At 66.7% G+C, this 17,230-nt stretch carries 14 protein-coding genes; 8 read left to right on the forward strand and 6 right to left on the reverse strand.

The genetic code is table 11. The annotated features are described in order from the left end of the window. Window positions 1–85: 85 nt before the first annotated feature. Window positions 86–2,509: a TonB-dependent receptor gene (locus Ga0102493_RS00855; RefSeq protein WP_069297409.1), complete on the reverse strand. Its 2,424-nt coding sequence runs from the start codon at window positions 2,507–2,509 to the stop codon at window positions 86–88. 218 nt (window positions 2,510–2,727) lie between these two features. Then, window positions 2,728–4,038 (reverse strand): aromatic ring-hydroxylating oxygenase subunit alpha, encoded by a 1,311-nt coding sequence (locus tag Ga0102493_RS00860; protein WP_034905796.1) that lies wholly within the window; start codon window positions 4,036–4,038, stop codon window positions 2,728–2,730. Window positions 4,039–4,193: 155 nt separating this feature from the next. Between Ga0102493_RS00860 and Ga0102493_RS00865 the strand changes: the two genes are divergently transcribed. Both Ga0102493_RS00865 and Ga0102493_RS00870 read left to right on the forward strand, forming a co-directional pair. Continuing rightward, entirely contained in the window at window positions 4,194–4,973 is a 780-nt protein-coding gene (locus Ga0102493_RS00865) for an SDR family oxidoreductase (RefSeq protein ID WP_034905794.1), read from the forward strand. Next, window positions 4,945–6,282: a spinster family MFS transporter gene (locus Ga0102493_RS00870; RefSeq protein WP_051698344.1), complete on the forward strand. Its 1,338-nt coding sequence runs from the start codon at window positions 4,945–4,947 to the stop codon at window positions 6,280–6,282. The genes Ga0102493_RS00865 and Ga0102493_RS00870 overlap by 29 nt, the downstream gene beginning before the upstream one ends. A gap of 2 nt (window positions 6,283–6,284) precedes the next feature. On the opposite strand, the gene Ga0102493_RS00875 is transcribed toward Ga0102493_RS00870, so the two are convergent. Beyond that, window positions 6,285–7,052: an SDR family NAD(P)-dependent oxidoreductase gene (locus tag Ga0102493_RS00875; RefSeq protein ID WP_034905792.1), complete on the reverse strand. Its 768-nt coding sequence runs from the start codon at window positions 7,050–7,052 to the stop codon at window positions 6,285–6,287. Then, window positions 7,052–7,696 carry a glutathione S-transferase family protein gene (locus Ga0102493_RS00880; RefSeq protein WP_034905790.1) on the reverse strand — a complete coding sequence of 215 codons (645 nt, stop codon included), beginning with the start codon at window positions 7,694–7,696 and terminating at the stop codon, window positions 7,052–7,054. The genes Ga0102493_RS00875 and Ga0102493_RS00880 overlap by 1 nt, the downstream gene beginning before the upstream one ends. 115 nt (window positions 7,697–7,811) lie before the next feature. Between Ga0102493_RS00880 and Ga0102493_RS00885 the strand changes: the two genes are divergently transcribed. From Ga0102493_RS00885 to Ga0102493_RS00895, 3 genes are all read left to right on the forward strand, one after another. After that, window positions 7,812–8,981, forward strand: a complete 1,170-nt coding sequence (locus tag Ga0102493_RS00885) for an acyl-CoA dehydrogenase family protein (protein WP_034905969.1) — start codon at window positions 7,812–7,814, stop codon at window positions 8,979–8,981. Between the two features lie 81 nt (window positions 8,982–9,062). Further along, on the forward strand, window positions 9,063–9,614 hold the full coding sequence (locus tag Ga0102493_RS00890; protein ID WP_081845745.1) for a PH domain-containing protein: 552 nt from the start codon (window positions 9,063–9,065) through the stop codon (window positions 9,612–9,614). 8 nt (window positions 9,615–9,622) lie between these two features. Next, window positions 9,623–11,236, forward strand: a complete 1,614-nt coding sequence (locus Ga0102493_RS00895) for a PH domain-containing protein (protein ID WP_069297574.1) — start codon at window positions 9,623–9,625, stop codon at window positions 11,234–11,236. Here the strand turns inward: Ga0102493_RS00895 and Ga0102493_RS00900 are convergent. Beyond that, on the reverse strand, window positions 11,233–11,547 hold the full coding sequence (locus Ga0102493_RS00900) for a GNAT family N-acetyltransferase (protein ID WP_034905788.1): 315 nt from the start codon (window positions 11,545–11,547) through the stop codon (window positions 11,233–11,235). The two genes, Ga0102493_RS00895 and Ga0102493_RS00900, sit on opposite strands and share 4 nt — an antisense overlap. Before the next feature lie 52 nt (window positions 11,548–11,599). Here Ga0102493_RS00900 and Ga0102493_RS00905 point away from each other — a divergent pair, with 52 nt between their 5' ends. Next, window positions 11,600–12,619, forward strand: a complete 1,020-nt coding sequence (locus tag Ga0102493_RS00905; RefSeq protein WP_034905786.1) for a threonine aldolase family protein — start codon at window positions 11,600–11,602, stop codon at window positions 12,617–12,619. A 17-nt stretch (window positions 12,620–12,636) separates the two neighbouring features. Continuing rightward, window positions 12,637–13,572, forward strand: coding sequence for a DMT family transporter (locus Ga0102493_RS00910; RefSeq protein WP_069297410.1), 936 nt, complete (start codon window positions 12,637–12,639; stop codon window positions 13,570–13,572). Window positions 13,573–13,687: 115 nt separating this feature from the next. Here Ga0102493_RS00910 and Ga0102493_RS00915 read toward each other — a convergent pair whose 3' ends face one another. After that, complete coding sequence (locus tag Ga0102493_RS00915; protein ID WP_034905959.1) at window positions 13,688–14,482, reverse strand: NAD-dependent epimerase/dehydratase family protein; 795 nt, start codon at window positions 14,480–14,482, stop codon at window positions 13,688–13,690. A 52-nt stretch (window positions 14,483–14,534) separates the two neighbouring features. Between Ga0102493_RS00915 and pepN the strand changes: the two genes are divergently transcribed. Next, a complete protein-coding gene (pepN, locus tag Ga0102493_RS00920) occupies window positions 14,535–17,228 on the forward strand; it encodes an aminopeptidase N (RefSeq protein WP_034905782.1) in 2,694 nt (897 codons plus the stop codon). Window positions 17,229–17,230 lie beyond the last annotated feature (2 nt).

Here is a 17,230-nt window from a genome sequence, read left to right on the forward strand (position 1 = left end):
AAAGGGGCTCACTTTTAAAACGGGCCATGCAAAAGGGGCGGACCGCAAGGCCCGCCCCCTTGTCATCCGGTCGGAAGCCCGCGCTTCAGAAGCGGAAGCGCGTTTCCACGAAGACCTGCCGCCCGCGGTTCTGGGTGAAGATCAGGTCGTCGCCGGTCGGCGGCAGGAAAGGCCGCGGCGCCGAGGTGTTGACCCAGATCTCGTCGGCGAGGTTCACCCCGATCAGCGAGACTTTCCACGTCCCGTCGGCAGCGCCGATCGAGACCGACGCGTCGAAGGTCACGTAATCGTCCTGGATGAAGTCGTTGCGGGTGTCCTCGTTCGTGAAATACTCGCCCGAGTAGATCATGTTGCCGTTCAGCCCGAAATCGAGGCCGTCGGAGATCGGCGTGACGAAGTCGAAGGCGAGGTTGCCCGACCAGGTCGGCGCACGGGCCGAATCGCGCCCGTCGAGGTCGTTCCCGCCGCTGGTGATGAAGGTGTCGGTGAACTCCGCGTCGAGATAGGACAGGTTGCCCGAGAAGCTCAGCCCGTCGACCGGGGTCAGCCAGTTCGCCTCGAGATCGATGCCTTGAGAGGTCACCTGCCCTGCGTTGAGGGTGATGAACTGCACCGCCACCGCGTCGAAGTTCTGCACCTGCAGGTCGTCGAACACGTAGTAATAGGCCGTCGCATTCAGGGTGAAGGTGCGGTCGGCCCACTGGGTCTTGATGCCGATTTCGCCGCCCTGCGTCGTTTCCGACTGGAAGATGAGGGGCGAGAAGTCGCCGCTCGTCGCCGCTTGGCTAAGGCTGTTCGACGGCAGCGCCGAGTTGTCGATGCCGCCCGACTTGAAGCCGGTCTTGAAGCTGGCGAAGACGTTGATGTCCTCGGTCGCCTTGTAGCGCAGCGTGATCTCGGGCGAGAAATTGTCGTCCGAAAACTCGATCGGACCCGAATTGAAGCCCGGCGAGACGAAGCCCGGACCCTGCAGGAAGGTGTGCAGGTAGGGGACCGTGATAACCGCGGTCTTCTTCTCGTCGGTGTAGCGCACGCCGCCCGACAGCTCGAGATCCTCGGTCAGGTCGATCATGACCGAGCCGAACACCGAGAACGCCTCGGTGTCGGTGTCCTGACGGCGGTCCCAGTCATAGGTGAAGCCGGTGACCGGGTCCGGGCCGAGGAAGGAGATGTTCACCGCCTGCTGCGCGGTGTCGAAGACGAACTTGCGGTCCTCGTAGAACACGCCGAGCATGAAGTTGAACGCGCCCTCGAAATCCGAGGCGAGGCGCAGTTCCTGCGTCCACTGTTCGAGCTGGTTGACGGGGTCGGACGTGCCGACGCCGCCGGGCACGCCCGGGCCGAGCAGGCCGCCGTAGGAATAGTTGTCGAAGTCGACCGCATCGAGGTTGAGATAGCCCGTGGTCGAGGTCAGCGTCAGGTTCTCGGTGATGTCCCAGTTCATCAACAGGCGGGTGAACCAGACGTCGGTTTCGCCGAAAGGCACGCCGTTGCGGCCCGCCGCGGCCGACGGGGTCGGCACGCCGCCCGCGAGCGGCGGGGCGGTGTCGGGCAGGAAGTAGCGCTGGTCGAAGGCGTTGCAGTCATAACCGCCCGGGATGTTGATCGCCCCGCCCAGCAGCGTGATCGGGTCGGCCACGCCGTTCGCCCCGCAGAACAGGTCCGAATGCTGGATCGCGCCGTCGGTCTCGTTGCGGACGTACTGGACCTTGAGATTGGCGTCGAAAGTCGGGCTCGGCTGCCATTCGAGCGTGCCGCGCGCGACGATGTTCTTGAGCCCGCGGAAACGGCCATTGGCGGCCGGAGTGCCGTCCTGCAGCACGACATATTCGTCGACGTCGTTGAACTGCGCGGCAACTCTCATGCCGAGCGTGTCGGTCAGCGGGCCGGAGACGTAGCCCTGGACGATGTAGCCGTCTTCCTCGAATTCATAGGAGGCCGCGCCGCCCACTTCCCAGGTCGAGGTCGGATCGGCCGAGCGGATCGCGAACACCCCCGCCGAGGCCGATTTCCCGAAGAAGAGCGACTGCGGCCCCTTGAGGACGTCGATCTGCTCGACATCGAAGAAGCCCGCCTGCACGAGGCGCATGGTCGAGATCTGCACCCCGTCGAAATCGAAGGCGACCGCTGAATCGAACGCGGCGGAAATGTTCGACGAACCCACGCCGCGCAGGCTCAGCTGGCCGCCCGAACCCGAACCGCCAACCTGCACATTGAGGGTCGGCACGCGGCTCACCACGTCGGCGACCTGGTCGATGTTGTAGCGCGAAAGCGTGTCGCCGCCGATCGCGGTGACGGTGACGGGCACTTCCTGCAGCGTTTCGTTCTGGCGGCGGGCCTGGACGATGATGACCTGCTCTTCGGGAGCCGCGGCCTCATCGGTTTCCATGTCCTGCGCGTGGGCCGCCTGCGGCATCGCGGCAAGGCACGAAAGCGCGGCCCCGGCGAGAAGCGCACGGCGCAGGTGCGCGCCGCGGGCGGATACAACTCGGGTATGTCGGATGCTCATCAGATCTCTCCCTTCGCGACGGGCCGCCCCTGGCCGGCCCCGGTTCCCCAACCCGGGCGCTTGGATTGCGCCTCTTGGTAGGCTGTCACGTGTATGGTGGGGGTATCCCGCGCTCATCTAGCAAAACCGCTAGGCAGCCCTTCAAAGTGCGGCAAATTCGTCACAGCGCGCCGCAAAATCAGCTTTGCCGTAGCGTCACAGCGGCCTTTCCGCCGCCCCTATTCGGCGGCGTCGCGGCTCGCTTCGGCTTCTTCGCTGAGCAGCGCATCGCGCGGTTCGTTGGGCCAGGTCCATTCCTCGCCGATGACCTGTTCGACGCGCAGTTCCTCCGGCACGTCGTCCACCCCGATCATGCGGTCGAGCGACTGGTGGAAGGAATAGATCCGCGCCTCCTGATAGGACAGCGGCACGCTCTTGAAGGCGGCGCTTTCCATCGATTTCTGGATCGCCTCGCCGAACTGCGTGTCCTCGAGGATGATCGGGCTCATCTGCCTGCCGCCGGGCTGCGTGTCGTCGGGCACGGTCCACAGGTCGGGCGCGGGCTCGTCGCCCCAGTCGAGCGCCATCGTCACCAGCTCCAGCCGCGTCGTCGTCAGCGAGGTCGGCCAGAACACCAGCGGGGGCACGAAGTAATTGGACAGCGGCGAGACCCAGTTGGGAAACAGCGTGTAGCTTTGCGTGCAGGTGCGCCCCAGCTCGCCGACGCTTTCGATCTGCTTCCAGCCCGGCGGCGAATCGATCGCGCGCACGTGCTCGCGGTCCGTCGTGCGCGGCGGCGGGGCGAGCATCCGGGCGTGGCCGTTCGGATACATGGTGTTGAGATTGCGCTTCGGATCGACCAGCGGCGCGACCGTTTCGGGATGGATGAAGGGCACATGGTAGACTTCCATGTTGGCCTCCATCGCGACCTTCCAGTTGCACTGCAGATCGAAGGAATGGCGCGCGGCGAGGCGGATGCGGTCGAAGGCGAATTCGGCCCATTCGTCCCACAGCGGCCCCATCCATTCCTTCAGCGGCATGGCCTCGTCGTCGAAATTGACGAAGATGACATTGCCCAGCCTCTCGCAGCGCACCGGGATGAGCCCGCGGCAGCTCATGTCGAAATCGGGCGGGAAGTCCTGCCGTTCGGGCACGCCGACGAGCGTGCCGTCGGTCTTGTAGGTCCAGTTGTGATAGCCGCACATCAGGCGGCTCGACTTGCCGAAATCCTCGGTCACGACCGGCGCGCCGCGATGGCGGCAGGTGTTGTAGAAGGCGCGCACGACGCCATCCATGCCGTGGACGATAACGATCGGATCGCCCGCATTGTGCCAGCGCATCCAGCAGCCGGGCTCGGGAACCTCGTCGATGTGCCCTGCGAACAGCCAGCTCCTGCGGAACACGCGTTCTTTTTCGAGCGCGTAATATTCGGGCGAGGTGTAGCGCGCGGCGGGCATGTCGAGGAGCGTGGGGAAGCCCCGCGGGGGCGCGGTGCGGCGGCCTTCCCATTCCATCAGCGCCTTGAGGCGGGCGATTTCGCTGGCGTCCATCGGCTCTCTCCCTGCGGGGCTCATACCGCGCGCGGCGGACTGCGCGCGACTGGCACTTTTCAAGGGAGCCTGCCGCCCCATCGCTTTAACCAGTGGCGCGTGCGCGGGCGGGCAATAGGTTCGCACGCAAACAGGACAATGCTTGGGAGAGAGGCATGACGGGAAGGGTGGCGGGCCGTATCGCGCTCGTGACGGGGGGCGCTATGGGCCTGGGCAGGGCCGATTGCGAGGCGCTTGCGGCGGAAGGGGCGAAAGTGATCGTCACCGACCGCGAGGTCGAGCAGGCGCACGAGGTCGCGGCCGCGATCGGCGGCGACGCGTTGGCGCTCGACGTGACCGACGAGACGCAATGGCAGGACGTCATGCAGGCGGTGAAGGAGCGTCATGGCGGGCTCGACATCCTCGTGAACAATGCCGGCAACGTCATCTTCGAGGATATCGAGACCGTCTCCGCCGCCAATTTCCGCCTCCATCTCGACATTCACGTGATGGGCACCTTCTTCGGCTGCAAATACGCGATCCCGCTGATGAAGCATCGCCACGAGGCGAATGGCGGGGGCGGCTCCTCTATCGTCAACATGGCTTCGACCGCGGCGCTGATGGGCTATGGCAACATCCCCGCCTACACCGCCGCCAAGGGCGCGATTTCGGCGATGACGCGCTCGATCGCGGTCTATTGCCAGGACGAGGGCTACGGCATCCGTTGCAACGCGCTCGCGCCCGGGGGGATCGAGACGCCGATGGTGATGGGCGTATCGGGCCGCGCGGGCGAGGCGCCGATTAACATTCCAGAAGGCCCGCTGCCCGCCGACGCGCTCGGCGCTCCGAAAGACGTCGCAGGGTGCGTCCTGTTCCTCGCCTCGGACGAGGCGCGGTTCCTGAACGGGCTGACCATCCCGGTGGACAATGGCCTCGACGCCAGACCCCACCACTGAGGACCCGATCAGCGGGGCTCCGACCATCGCGCCCGGCGAGGGCAGCACCTATCGCTGGTATGTCCTGTTCCTCCTGATCCTCACCCTGCTGTTCAGCGTGGCCGACCGGCTGGTCTTCTCGATCCTGCTCGAGGACATCAAGGCAGAGTTCGACTTTTCCGACGCGCAGCTCGGCCTGCTGGGCGGGGTCGCCTTCACGCTGACCTATGTCATCGCCGGTTTTCCCGCCGCGCGGCTGGCCGACCGGTCGGTGCGCAAGAACATCGTTGCCTCCGCGATTTCCTTCTGGAGCGCGATGACCGCGCTGTGCGGCGCGGCGACGGGGTTCTGGACCCTGTTCTTCGCGCGCACCGGGGTCGGTGTGGGCGAGGGGTGCAGCGGCCCCGCCTCGCAATCGATGCTGGCCGATTACTTCCCCCGCCGCGAACTGGCGCGCGCCATGGGCTTTCTCACGCTGGGTTCGACGCTGGGGACCGCGACGGGCCTCATCGCGGGCGGATTGCTGGCCGAGGCGTTCGGCTGGCGCTGGGCCTTCGTGCTGATGGCCGCGCCGGGTTTTCTCATCGGGGCTGCGCTTTACTTCACCGTGATCGAGCCGCGCCGCGGGCGCTATGCCCCGGCGGGGATGAGCACCGACCAGACCCCGCTCGGCGAGACCGTGCGGTCCCTGTTCGCGAACCGGGTGTTCCTCGGCCTCGCATTGGGCTGGGCGGTGCAGATCATGATCGGCTATGCGCTCGCCTTCTGGATGGCCCCGGCGATGATCCGCCTGTTCGAGGTATCGGTCGGCGACGTCGCGCTCTATCTCGGCCTCGCCTTCCTGATCGGCGGCGTGCCCGGCCCGGTGCTGGGCGGGGTGATGACCGACTGGCTGACCCGCTTCGACGAGCGCTGGCGGGCTTGGTTTCCCGGCATCGTCAGTCTTGCGTGCATCCTGCCGCTCTGGCTCGCCCTGCGCTCGGGCGATTTCGCGGTGTTCCTCGGCCTGTTCGCCATCGGCTATGCGATCTTCGTGGCGAGCCAGGCGCCGATCATGTCGGGCATCCAGTCGGCGGTCGAACCTTCGCAGCGCGGTTTCGCGGTGGCGGTGGCGCTGTTCTTCAACAACCTGTTCGGCCAGGCCGTCGGGCTCTACCTCATCGGCTGGCTGAGCGACACGCTCGAGCCGAGCCGCGGCAATGAAGCGCTCGCCCTCTCCGTGCTGGGCGTTTCGCTCGGTGCGGGGATCGTCGCGCTCGCGATCTTCGTTTGGACCGGACGCGAGATGGAGCGGTCGGGCTATATCGAACGGATCAGGGCGGAGGGCTGACCCTAGAATCCCGGATGAATGGACAGCGCCCCGCCGTCGACCAGCATTTCCGCACCCGTCATGAAGGGGCATTCGTCGCTTGCGAGAAAGGAGATCGCTGCCGCCGTTTCCGCCGGATCGGCGAGCCGGTTCATCGGCGAGGTCGCCGCCACCGCCGCCTTGAGCCCCGGCATATCGGCTTCGGCCGCATCGAGGATGCCCGTCTCGGTCGCGCCGGGAATGACGGTGTTGCAGCGGATCGCGTAACCGGCCTTCGCACACCACGTCGCGACCGATTTCGACAGCACCCGCACCGCGCCTTTGCTCGCCGAATAGCCGACATCGGTGGGCAGCGGCGCCATGGCGGTGGTCGATGCGATGTTGATGATGGAGCCTTTGGCGCCGCCGGGATTGTCCACCATCGCCGCGATCGCCGCGCGGCATCCGGCCATCGTCCCGGTGAGGTTGACCGCGAGCACGCGGTCCCACGTGCCGTCGTCGACCTCGCCGATGCTCTTGCCCGTCACCATGCCCGCATTGTTGACGAGGATGTCGAGCCGCCCGAAGGCCTCGACCGCCTGCGCCACGATCTCCGGCCACAGCGCCCGGTCCGACACGTCTTGCACCGCGAAACGCGCGCCGACTTCCTCGCAGAGGGCCTTGCCGCGCGCTTCGTAGAGGTCGGTCCCGAACACCCGCGCCCCGTCCGCCGCCAGTCGCCGGACGGTCGCCGCGCCGATGCCGGAGGCGCAGCCGGTGACGAGCGCGGCCTTGCCCGACAGATCCGGCATTATTCGGCCTGCTGCCAGATGCCCGCGCTCTCGCGCCGGTTGTGCGTATCGATGAAGCGCGCGAGGTTGTCGGTTCCCTCGGGCAGTTTCCAGCCCACGGTGAAGCCGAAATTGGCGAAGCAGAACACGATCAGGTCGGCGAAGGTGAACCGGCCCAGCGCATAGTGATCGCCGTCGCCCAGCGCGCGGTCGAACCAGCGCCATTTCTCGTCCGCCATCGCCGACAGCTCCGCTCCGGCCTCGGGCGAGACGACGCTCATGCGCGGCTCGAACATCGGTCGGCCCGCGCCCGCGCGAAAGCCCATCGTCATCGGAACGACCACTTCCTGGTCGAACAATCGCGCCCATTTGCGTACGGTCGCGCGCTCCACCGGGGTTTCGCCGAAGAGGTTTGGCGTCGGATGCACCTCCTCGACATATTCGCAGATCGGCCAGCTTTCGGTAAGGCAGGTGCCATCGTCGAGTTCCAGCGTCGGGATCGTGCCGAGCGGGTTTTTCGCCAGATAGCCATCATCCTGCCGGTTCTCGCCGGAAATGATGTCGTAATGGACGCGCTCGAAATCCTTTCCTTCGGCAAGGCCCTTCTCGACCATGAACATGCGCACGAGGCGTGGATTGGGGCCGAGGCTGGAATAGAGTTTCATCGCGCATTTTCTCCCGTGGCTGCGTGCCGTCATGACTTACGCGAAAAGCGCCTTGCGCGTCGCCCTCACAAATGCGCTAGGGGACGCCGCGACACATGAATGGGATCGAGGGAACATGGACTTCCAACTCACCGACGAACAGCGAGAACTTCAGGAAACCGCGCGCAAATTCGCCCGGGCCGAGCTTCCGGCGCTCGCCCGCGACATGGAGCAGAAGGACTATCCCGTCCCCGCCGACATGCTGCGCACCTATGGCGAGATGGGCTTTCTGGGCGTCAACCTGCCGGTCGAATATGGCGGATTGGGCCTCGGCCATCTCGAGGCTTTGCTGGTGCTGGAGGAATTCGCGAAGATATCGAACGCGGTCGCCTTTCCGGTCTTCGAGGCGCTGGTCGGCCCGGTACGCACGATCGAGCGCTTCGGCTCCGATGAAATGAAGGCGCGCGTGCTGCCGGAAGTGATCCGGGGCGAGAAGGTCGTCGCGGTTTCCATGTCCGAACCCGATGCGGGCACCGCGCTGACCGACCTCAAGACCCGCGCCGTGGCAGACGGCAACGGCTATGTCGTCAACGGCTACAAGCGCTGGACGAGCGGCGGCGGGCATTCCGACTATTACGTCACCTATTGCCGGTTCTCGGATGATCCGGGCGCGAAGGGGATCGGCGCGATCCTGCTCGAAAAGGACATGGAGGGGATGCAGTTCGGCAAGCGCGAGGAACTGCTCGGCTTCCGCGGTATCCCGACCGCCGACTACGCGATCGAGGACGTGAAGGTTCCGGGCGCAAACGTCATCATCGGGGCGGGCGGATTCGGCAAGCTGATGAGCGCGTTCGGCCTCGAACGCTGCGGCAATGCGACGCAGAGCCTCGGCGTCGCCGCCGCCGCTCTCGAAGCCGCGACGCAATATGTCCAGGAACGCGAGGCTTTCGGCAAGCCCATCATCGATTTCCAGGCGGTGCAGCTGAAGATCGCGGAAATGGCGATGAAGGTCGAGGCCGCGCGCCTGCTGATCCACCGCGCCGCCGCCAATGCGGCGAACCAGCCGGACGGGCTGCCCACGGTCTACGAGAGCAGCGTCGCCAAGTGCTACGCCAACGAGATCGTGCGCGATGTCACCGCGATGGGCGTGCAGGTGATGGGCGGATACGGCTATCACAAGGAATACGGCATGGAGCAGCGCCTGCGCGACGGGTTCGGCTGGGGCATTGCGGGCGGGACGACCGACGTGCAGAAGACGAACATCGCCGCAGCCCTGATCGGGCGCCGTTTCAACCAGCGCGCCTGATAGCGGCGTTCGACGGGCCGGGGCTGTCCTGCGCAGACAGAAAGCTTGCACCGCCGCGCGGCGGCCCACATTGTGGGCAGCATGGAATCAACCCTTCCCCAGACCGCTCCCGCCGGTGACAAGGCCCTGCCATCGGACCTTGTCCAGCCGGTCGACGAGGGCGATGAACTCACCCAGCTCCACCCCGGTTACAGGACGGTGCTCAGGCTCCAGACGATCCTCGTCTTCATTCCCATCCTGATCGGCGCGCTGGTGCTCGAAACCGCGCTGACCGGCGAACAGGAAGTGATCCCGCAGGGATTGATCGCCGGGCCGCTGCTGGTGCTCGCCATCATCCTCGTCATCCGCCTGCCCCAGCGTCGCTTCGCCGCCCGCGGCTACCAGATGAGCGCGGACCGGCTGCGGGTGGTGCGCGGCATATTGTGGCGCTCGGACACGGTGGTCCCGTTCGGCCGGGTCCAGCATATCGATGTCGACCAGGGCCCGCTCGAGCGCGCCTTCGGCATTGCCACGATGACGCTCCACACGGCCGGCACGCACAACGCCTCGGTCGACCTGCCGGGCCTTGGCGAAGAGCACGCCCGCGAAATGCGCGAGGAAATCCGTGTCCATATCAAGCGCGAGAGCCTGTGAGTGCCGACATGAGCGCCGATGCGGGGGCCGAGGGGTCCGGCTTCGCCGCCCGGCCTCCCGGCGGCGGGGTAGAGGATGCCGCGCGCACCGGCGAGCCGAAGCGCACCGCTCCGCTCAGCGTGGTCATCGGCAGCCTGTCGAGCGTGCAGGGCGCGATCCTGCCCGCGATCTTCGCTGCCGTTTCGACCGGCGGGGCGGGGGTGCTGATCGGGCTCGGCGTCGGCCTCGCGATCACGGTGATCGGCTCTCTCTTCAGCTATCTGGGCTGGCGGCGGCTGACCTATACGGTGGGCGAACAGGACATCCGCGTCGAAAGCGGCGTCCTGTCGCGCTCGGCCCGTTCGGTGCCCTATGAACGCATCCAGGACGTGAGCCTCGAACAGCCGTTGCTGGCGCGGATCTTCGATCTGGTCGCGGTCAAGTTCGAGACAGGGGCGGGCGGGGCCGACGACCTTGCACTTGCCTATCTCTCCAGCGCCGAGGGCGATCGGCTGCGCCAACTGGTGCGCGAAAGGCGCGATGACGCCCAGGAAGAGGGCGCGCGCGACGAGGGGGCGGCCGCCGGGGCCGAGACGCAGGCCGCCCGGGGCGAGGAAGGCGAGGCGCTCTTCGCCATGGATACCGGGCGCATCCTCACTTTCGGCCTGTTCGAATTCTCGCTCGCGGTCTTCGCCGTGCTGGGCGGCCTGTTCCAGTATGCCAACAGCTTCTTCGATTTCGATGACATAGACGAGCGCGTGGTCGAACAGGTGGTCGAACGCCAGGGCGGCTGGATTTTCGAGCTCGGCGCCTACGGACAGGTGCTGACCGCGCTTGCCGGGCTGGTCGCGGTCCTGTTCATCGGTTCGGCGACGGGGATCGTCCGGACCGTCGCCCGTGAATGGGGCTTCGTGCTCGAACGAACGGCGCGCGGATTTCGCCGCCGGCGCGGGCTGTTCACCCGGACCGATGTCGTGATGCCGGTCCACCGGGTGCAGGGGGTCCAATTGACGACGGGCTGGATGCGCTATCGCTTTGGCTGGCACGGGCTCAGCTTCGTCAGCCTCGCGCAGGATGCCGGATCGACCAGCCATGTCGTCGCGCCTTTCGCCCAGCTTTCGGAGATCGAGCCGATCGTCGAGGTCGCCGGGTTCCGCCTGCCTGGAGACAACGAGAACTGGCACAGGGCGAGCCGCAAATACCGCACCGATGCGATGATCTGGGATTCGATGTGGTTCTTCGTGGCCGCTGTCATCGCCGGGGTGGCGACCGCGATCTGGGCGCCGGAATGGACCTGGATCGCGGCAGCCGGGCCATTCGTGCTCGGCCTGCTCAATGCAGGGCTTCAGGCGCTTGCCTGGCGGTTCAAGCGGCATGCCCTGGACGAAACGCAGATCATGGCGGTGAGCGGGATCCTGTCGCCCAAAAAGCAGATTGCGACCCGGCTGAAGCTCCATTCGGTCGAGATCGCGCAGGGGCCGATTTCCCGGCTGCGCGGCTATGCGACGGTTCACCTTGGGCTGGCGGGCGGTGAATTCTCGATCCCCGGCGTCCCGCTGGAGCGGGCGCGTGAAGTGCGCGCGAAGGTGCTCGAGACCATCGCCTCCACCGATTTCTCGCGTCTGGAGGGGGCGGGTCGCTAGGCCCTGAGATCGCTCCAGTCGGGGTGCTCGTCGAATTTCTTCGCGACATAGGAGCAGTCGGGGCGTATCCGGAAACCCTCGCGCCGGGCATCCTCGACCATGCGTTCGGTCAGCTTCGCCGCGACGCCGCGACCGCCGATCGGACGGGGGACGACGGTGGTGCGCGCGACGCGCACGCCCTCCTCGTCGGCGGGCTGCCATTCGAGATAGCCTTCCTCGCTCTCGCCTTCGATTTCCGCGGTATAGACCCCGCCCTGGCCCTGAACGTGGTGGGTAATGGTCACTGCACCGGGTTCGTGCGCTCTCGTCATGTGTATCGCTCCTCCTTGCCATCAACGCCATGGCGGCTAGAGGCGTTCCTTGATGACCGATCTCAAGCCCTTCCTCTCCGACAACGCCGCCGCCGTCCACCCGAAGGTGTGGGAGGCGATGCGCGCGGCCGACAGCCCCGACAATCCCTATGACGGGGACGCGCTTTCGGCAGAACTGGATGCGCGCTTCACGGCGCTGTTCGGGCGGGAATGCGCCGGGCTGTGGGTGGCGACGGGAACGGCGGCCAATTGCCTCGCGCTGGGCACGATGTGCGCGCCGCATGGCGCGGTCGTCTGCCACGAGGAAGCGCATATCGAGGTCGACGAGGGCGGTGCGCCCGGTTTCTTCCTCCACGGGGCAAAGCTGATCCTCGTCCCCGGCGAAGGTGCGCTGCTGACGCCGGAGGGTATCGCCGCAGCCATCGACCCGATCCGCGACGACGTCCACCAGGTCCAGCCGCATGCCGTTTCGATCACGCAGGCCTCCGAATATGGCCGCGCCTATGCGCTCCCCGAGCTGGAAGCGCTCGGCAAGTTCGCCGCGACGCGCGGGCTCGGCCTGCACATGGACGGGGCGCGTTTCGCCAATGCGGCCGCCGGCCTGTCGCAGGATGCGGGCGAGGCCGCGCGCGCGGCAAGCGGCCCGGTCGACAGCCTCGCCTTCGGTTTCATCAAGAACGGCGGCATGGGCGCGGAAGCCGTCGTCCTGTTCGATCCCGACAGGGCGGCAGAGGTCCGCTATCGCCGCAAGCGTGCGGGACACCTGCAATGCAAGGGCCGTTATCTCGCCGCGCAGGTGCTCGCCATGCTCGAGGATGACCTGTGGCTGGCCAATGCCGCCCACGCCAATGCGGCTGCGCGCGAAGTGGCGAGCGGTTGCGGCGAACGGCTGATGCACGAGGTCGACGCAAACGAGCTGTTCGTGCGGCTTTCCCCCGCAGAGCGCGAGGCGCTGCGTGGCGACGGCTTCGCCTTCTACGACTGGGGCGCCGAAGCGGCGCGCTTCGTGACGGCGTGGAACACGGCGCAGGAGGACGCGGCAGCGCTCGGCAAGGCGATCGCCGCCCTGTGAGCGCCACAACAACCGACATGCTGAGCTGGCGGGTGATCCTCCCCTTCGTGCTGACCGGCACGATCTGGGGCTCGACCTGGTTCGTCATCACCGGGCAGATCGACGGCGTGCCCGCGGCGTGGAGCGTGTTCTACCGCTTCGCGCTCGCCACCCCGGCGCTGTTCTGCGTCGCCTTCCTGATGAAGCGGCGGCTGCGGCTGACGGGGCCGGAACAACGGCTCGCCATGCTGGTCGGCCTGTTCCAGTTCTCGGGCAATTTCCTGTTCGTCTACCATGCCGAGCTTTACGTCACATCGGGCATCGTTGCGATGATGTTCGCGCTGCTGATGGTGCCCAATGCGCTGTTCGCGCGCCTTTTCCTGGGCGAGAAGGTGCAGGGCGGTTTCATCGCCGGGAGCGCGGTGGCGATCGTCGGCGTGTCCTTCCTGCTGGTGCACGAATGGCGGGCGAACCCCAATGCAGGCGTGGTCGGGGGCAACGTGCTGCTCGGCATCGGGCTCGCCATGCTCGGCATCCTCGCCGCCTCGGTCGCCAACGTGATCCAGGCGAACCCGACGGGCCGCGCGGTGCCGATGGTGAGCCTGCTCGCCTGGGCGATGCTCTACGGGACCGCGTTCGACCTCTTCTACGCCTTCGCCACCTCAGGCCCGCCGCCTTTCCCGACAAAGCCGACATACTGGGCGGGCATCGCCTATCTCGCGCTGATCGGATCGGTCGTGACCTTCCCGCTGCATTACAACCTCGTGCGCGAGATCGGGGCGGGGCGCACGGCCTACAATTCGATCCTGACGATCGCGGTGGCGATGGCGCTGTCGACCCTGTTCGAGGATTACAGCTGGACCGCGCTTACCGTGCTCGGGATGGCGCTTGCGGTGCTCGGCATGTTCATCGCGCTGAAGGCGCGGCGGCAGAAGGCGATCCAGGTCGAGGAAAGCGCACGGCTGCGCAGGTAGTTTGTTTTCCGCAAGCCCGTTCGGGCGCGCAGTCTTCGCTAGACGCGCAGCAGAGCTGCGCCCGCTGCGGTCGGGCGGTCGCCCTTGCGGCTGCAGTGCAGCCGGCCATCGCTACTCAATTCAGGCTTTCCAGCCCCTCGACATAAGTCGGATAACGCGGCCTCCAGCCCAGCACCCGCTTCGCCTTGCCGTTCGCGACGCGGCGGTTCTCCATGTAGAAACCGCGCGCCATTTCGGACAGGTTCGCTTCTTCGAGGCATTCGAGCGGCGGCGGCTCCACTCCAAGAAGTCGGCAGGCATGTTCGGTCACTTCATTGCCGCTCGCAGGCAGATCGTCGCCGATATTGTAGGCGCCGGGCGGCACGTCCTGCACCAGCGCGGAGACCACTGCGCTCGCGATGTCGTCGACATGCACCCGGCTGAAGACCTGTTCGGGCAGGTCGATCCGCCGCGCCTTGCCCTCTCTCACCCGGTCGAGCGCGCTGCGCCCCGGACCGTAGATGCCGGGAAGGCGCAACACCCGCGCGCCCAAGTCCATCCAAGCAAGATCCGCCTCGGCGCGGGCGTTGCGACGGCCTTCCCCGGATTGCGCGATGGTCGGGGTCGCCTCGTCCACCCACGCGCCCTGCCGGTCGCCATAGACCCCGGTCGAGGAGAGGTAGAGCAGCCGCCTGTCCGCCAGCGCTTCGCCATAGGCCTCGAGCACCGGATCGACGCCGGCCTGCCGATCAGGCGGAACCGACGAGAGAACGTGGCTGGCCTCTCCGATCGCCGTCAGCACCGCCGCACGGTCGCCGAAATCGAGATCGCCCGCGCTGCCCGTCGCCCGCACCGTCCAGCCGCGTTCGCGCAGCCGCGCTGCGATCCTTTTCGCCGTGTATCCGAGGCCGAAGATCAACAAATGCGACATGGCGGCCTTCATGCGGTTGGACGCGGGCGCGAATCAATCTAAATCGCTCCCCATGGATGCAGCCAAGACCCCGACGAACCCCGACGGCAACACCTATGTAGCGGATGCCGCGCCGACCCCGCACGACCCGCCGGTCATTCGGCGCGAGGATTACCGGCCCTATCCCTGGGCGGTGCCCGAGACGCGGCTCGACTTCAGGCTGGGCCTCGAAAAGACGCGCATCACCGCGACCTTGCGCGTGGAGCGCAATCCGGCTTCCGATGAGACGACGCGCGAATTGCGGCTCGACGGCGACGGGCTGAAACCCGATCGGGTCGCGATCGACGGGGCCGAGGTCGCAGATTACCGCATGGACGGGCCCGACCTCGTCCTCACGCTTCCGGGCGAAGGGCACGAGGTCGAGATCGTGACCGAGGTCGATCCGTCCGCCAACACGCAGCTTATGGGCCTCTACGCCTCGGGCGGGATGCTGTGCACCCAGTGCGAGGCCGAGGGGTTCCGCCGCATCACCTTCTTCCCCGACCGGCCCGACGTGCTGTCGACCTACACCGTGCGGATGGAGGGGCCGAAGGAGACGTTCCCGATCCTCCTTGCCAACGGAAACCGCACGGGCGAGGGCGAAGGTGCCGACGGCACGCACTGGGCCGAATGGCATGATCCCTGGCCCAAGCCGTCCTACCTCTTCGCACTCGTCGCAGGCGATCTCGTCGCGAACTCGAAGCCCTTCACCACCCGTTCGGGCCGCAAGGTCGAATGCAACATCTGGGTCCGGCGCGAGGATCTCGCGATGACCGACCATGCACTGGAATCGCTCCACCGGTCGATGACATGGGACGAGGACACGTTCGGGCGCGAATATGACCTCGATCTCTACAACATCGTCGCCGTCAGCGATTTCAACATGGGGGCGATGGAGAACAAGGGGCTCAACGTCTTCAACACGAAATACGTGCTGGCCGACCCCGACACCGCCACGGATGCTGATTTCGACGCGGTCGAAGGCGTGATCGCGCACGAATATTTCCACAACTGGTCGGGCAACCGCGTGACCTGCCGCGACTGGTTCCAGCTGTCGCTGAAGGAAGGCTTCACCGTGCTGCGCGACCAGCTTTTCTCGCAGGACATGCGCGGGGAGGCGGTGAAAAGGATCGAGGACGTGCGGATCCTGCGCGCCGCGCAATTTCCGGAGGATGCGGGGCCGCTCGCCCACCCGATCCGGCCGGACAGCTACCGCGAGATCAGCAATTTCTACACCGCGACGGTCTACAACAAGGGCGCCGAGGTGATCCGCATGATGCGGACCATGGCCGGGGCGGAGCGGTTCCGGAAGGGCACCGACCTCTATTTCGACCGCCATGACGGCGAGGCCGCGACCTGCGAGGATTTCGTTCGCGCGATCGAGGAAGGCGCGGGGCTCGACCTCGAAGCCTTCCGCCTGTGGTATCGCCAAGCCGGCACGCCGCGGGTGAAGGTCGCGGCCGAAGTGAAGGGCGACACGCTGGCGCTCACCCTTTCGCAGACCGTACCGCCAACGCCGGGCCAGCCCGACAAGCAGCCCATGCCGATCCCGCTGCGTATCGCGGTCCATTCGCGCGGCAACGCCCCGGATGGCGGCGTTCTCGGCGAGGAGCAATTGGTGGTCCTGTCCGACGCCGAGCAGACCTTCGACCTTCCGCTTGCCGGGCCCGACCCGGTCGTGTCGATCAATCGCGGCTATTCCGCCCCCGTCATCATCGAACGCGAACTGGCACACGAGGACCTCGTCTTCCTCGCCGCGCGAGACGACGATCCGTTCGCCCGTTTCGAGGCGATGCAGGAGCTTGCCCTCTCGCATCTCGTCGGCGCGGCAAGCGGAGAATTGTCCGACAAGGCCGCCAGCGAAGGCCGCGCGGCGATCGTGGCGGCGCTGCGCGCGGTGCTGAGGGACGATGAACTCGACGATGCCATGCGCGGCGAACTGATGATGCTGCCGAGCGAGGCCTATCTGTTCGAAGCGATGGCCGGTTCGGGGGCGACCGGGGGGCGCAAGGCCGATCCCGGCGCGATCCACCGCGAACGCGAGGGGCTGAAGGCGGCGCTCGGCGGCGAACTCGCGAGCGAACTCGCCGCGCTGCACGACCGCGCGAGCGGCATCGGGTTCGACGATCCCGCGGGGCGCGGGGCGCGCAAGATCAAGGCGCAGGCGCTCGTCCTGATCGCCGCCGCCGATCCGGCGCACGCGGCACAACTTGCCGCGGCGCAATACGATGCCGCCGACAATATGACCGACAGGCAGGGCGCGCTGATGGTGCTCGCCGGGCTCGATCATCCCGCGCGCGACGAGCGGCTTGCCGCTTTCCTTGAACGTTACAGTGGCAATGCGCTGGTGGTGGACAAATGGTTCACCCTGCAGGCGCTTTCGCTCCATCCGGACGTGATCGCACAGGTCGAACGCCTCGCGCAGCATCCCGAATTCACGCTGCGCAATCCCAACCGGCTGCGTTCGCTCTACATGGCCTTTGCCGGCAATCCCAAGGCGTTCCACGATGAAAGCGGGGCGGGCTACCGGATGATCGCCGACGTGATCCTCAAGGTCGATCCGGTAAACCCGCAGACCGCGGCGCGCTTCGTCTCGCCGCTGGGACGCTGGCGACGGATCGAGCCGGGGCGCGCGGCGCTGATGAAGGGCGAGCTCGAACGCATCCTCGCCGCCGGCAATCTTTCGCGCGACACCTACGAACAGGTCACGCGCAGCCTCGGGGACTAGGC

It is taken from the genome of Erythrobacter litoralis (assembly GCF_001719165.1).
Classification (GTDB): domain Bacteria; phylum Pseudomonadota; class Alphaproteobacteria; order Sphingomonadales; family Sphingomonadaceae; genus Erythrobacter; species Erythrobacter litoralis.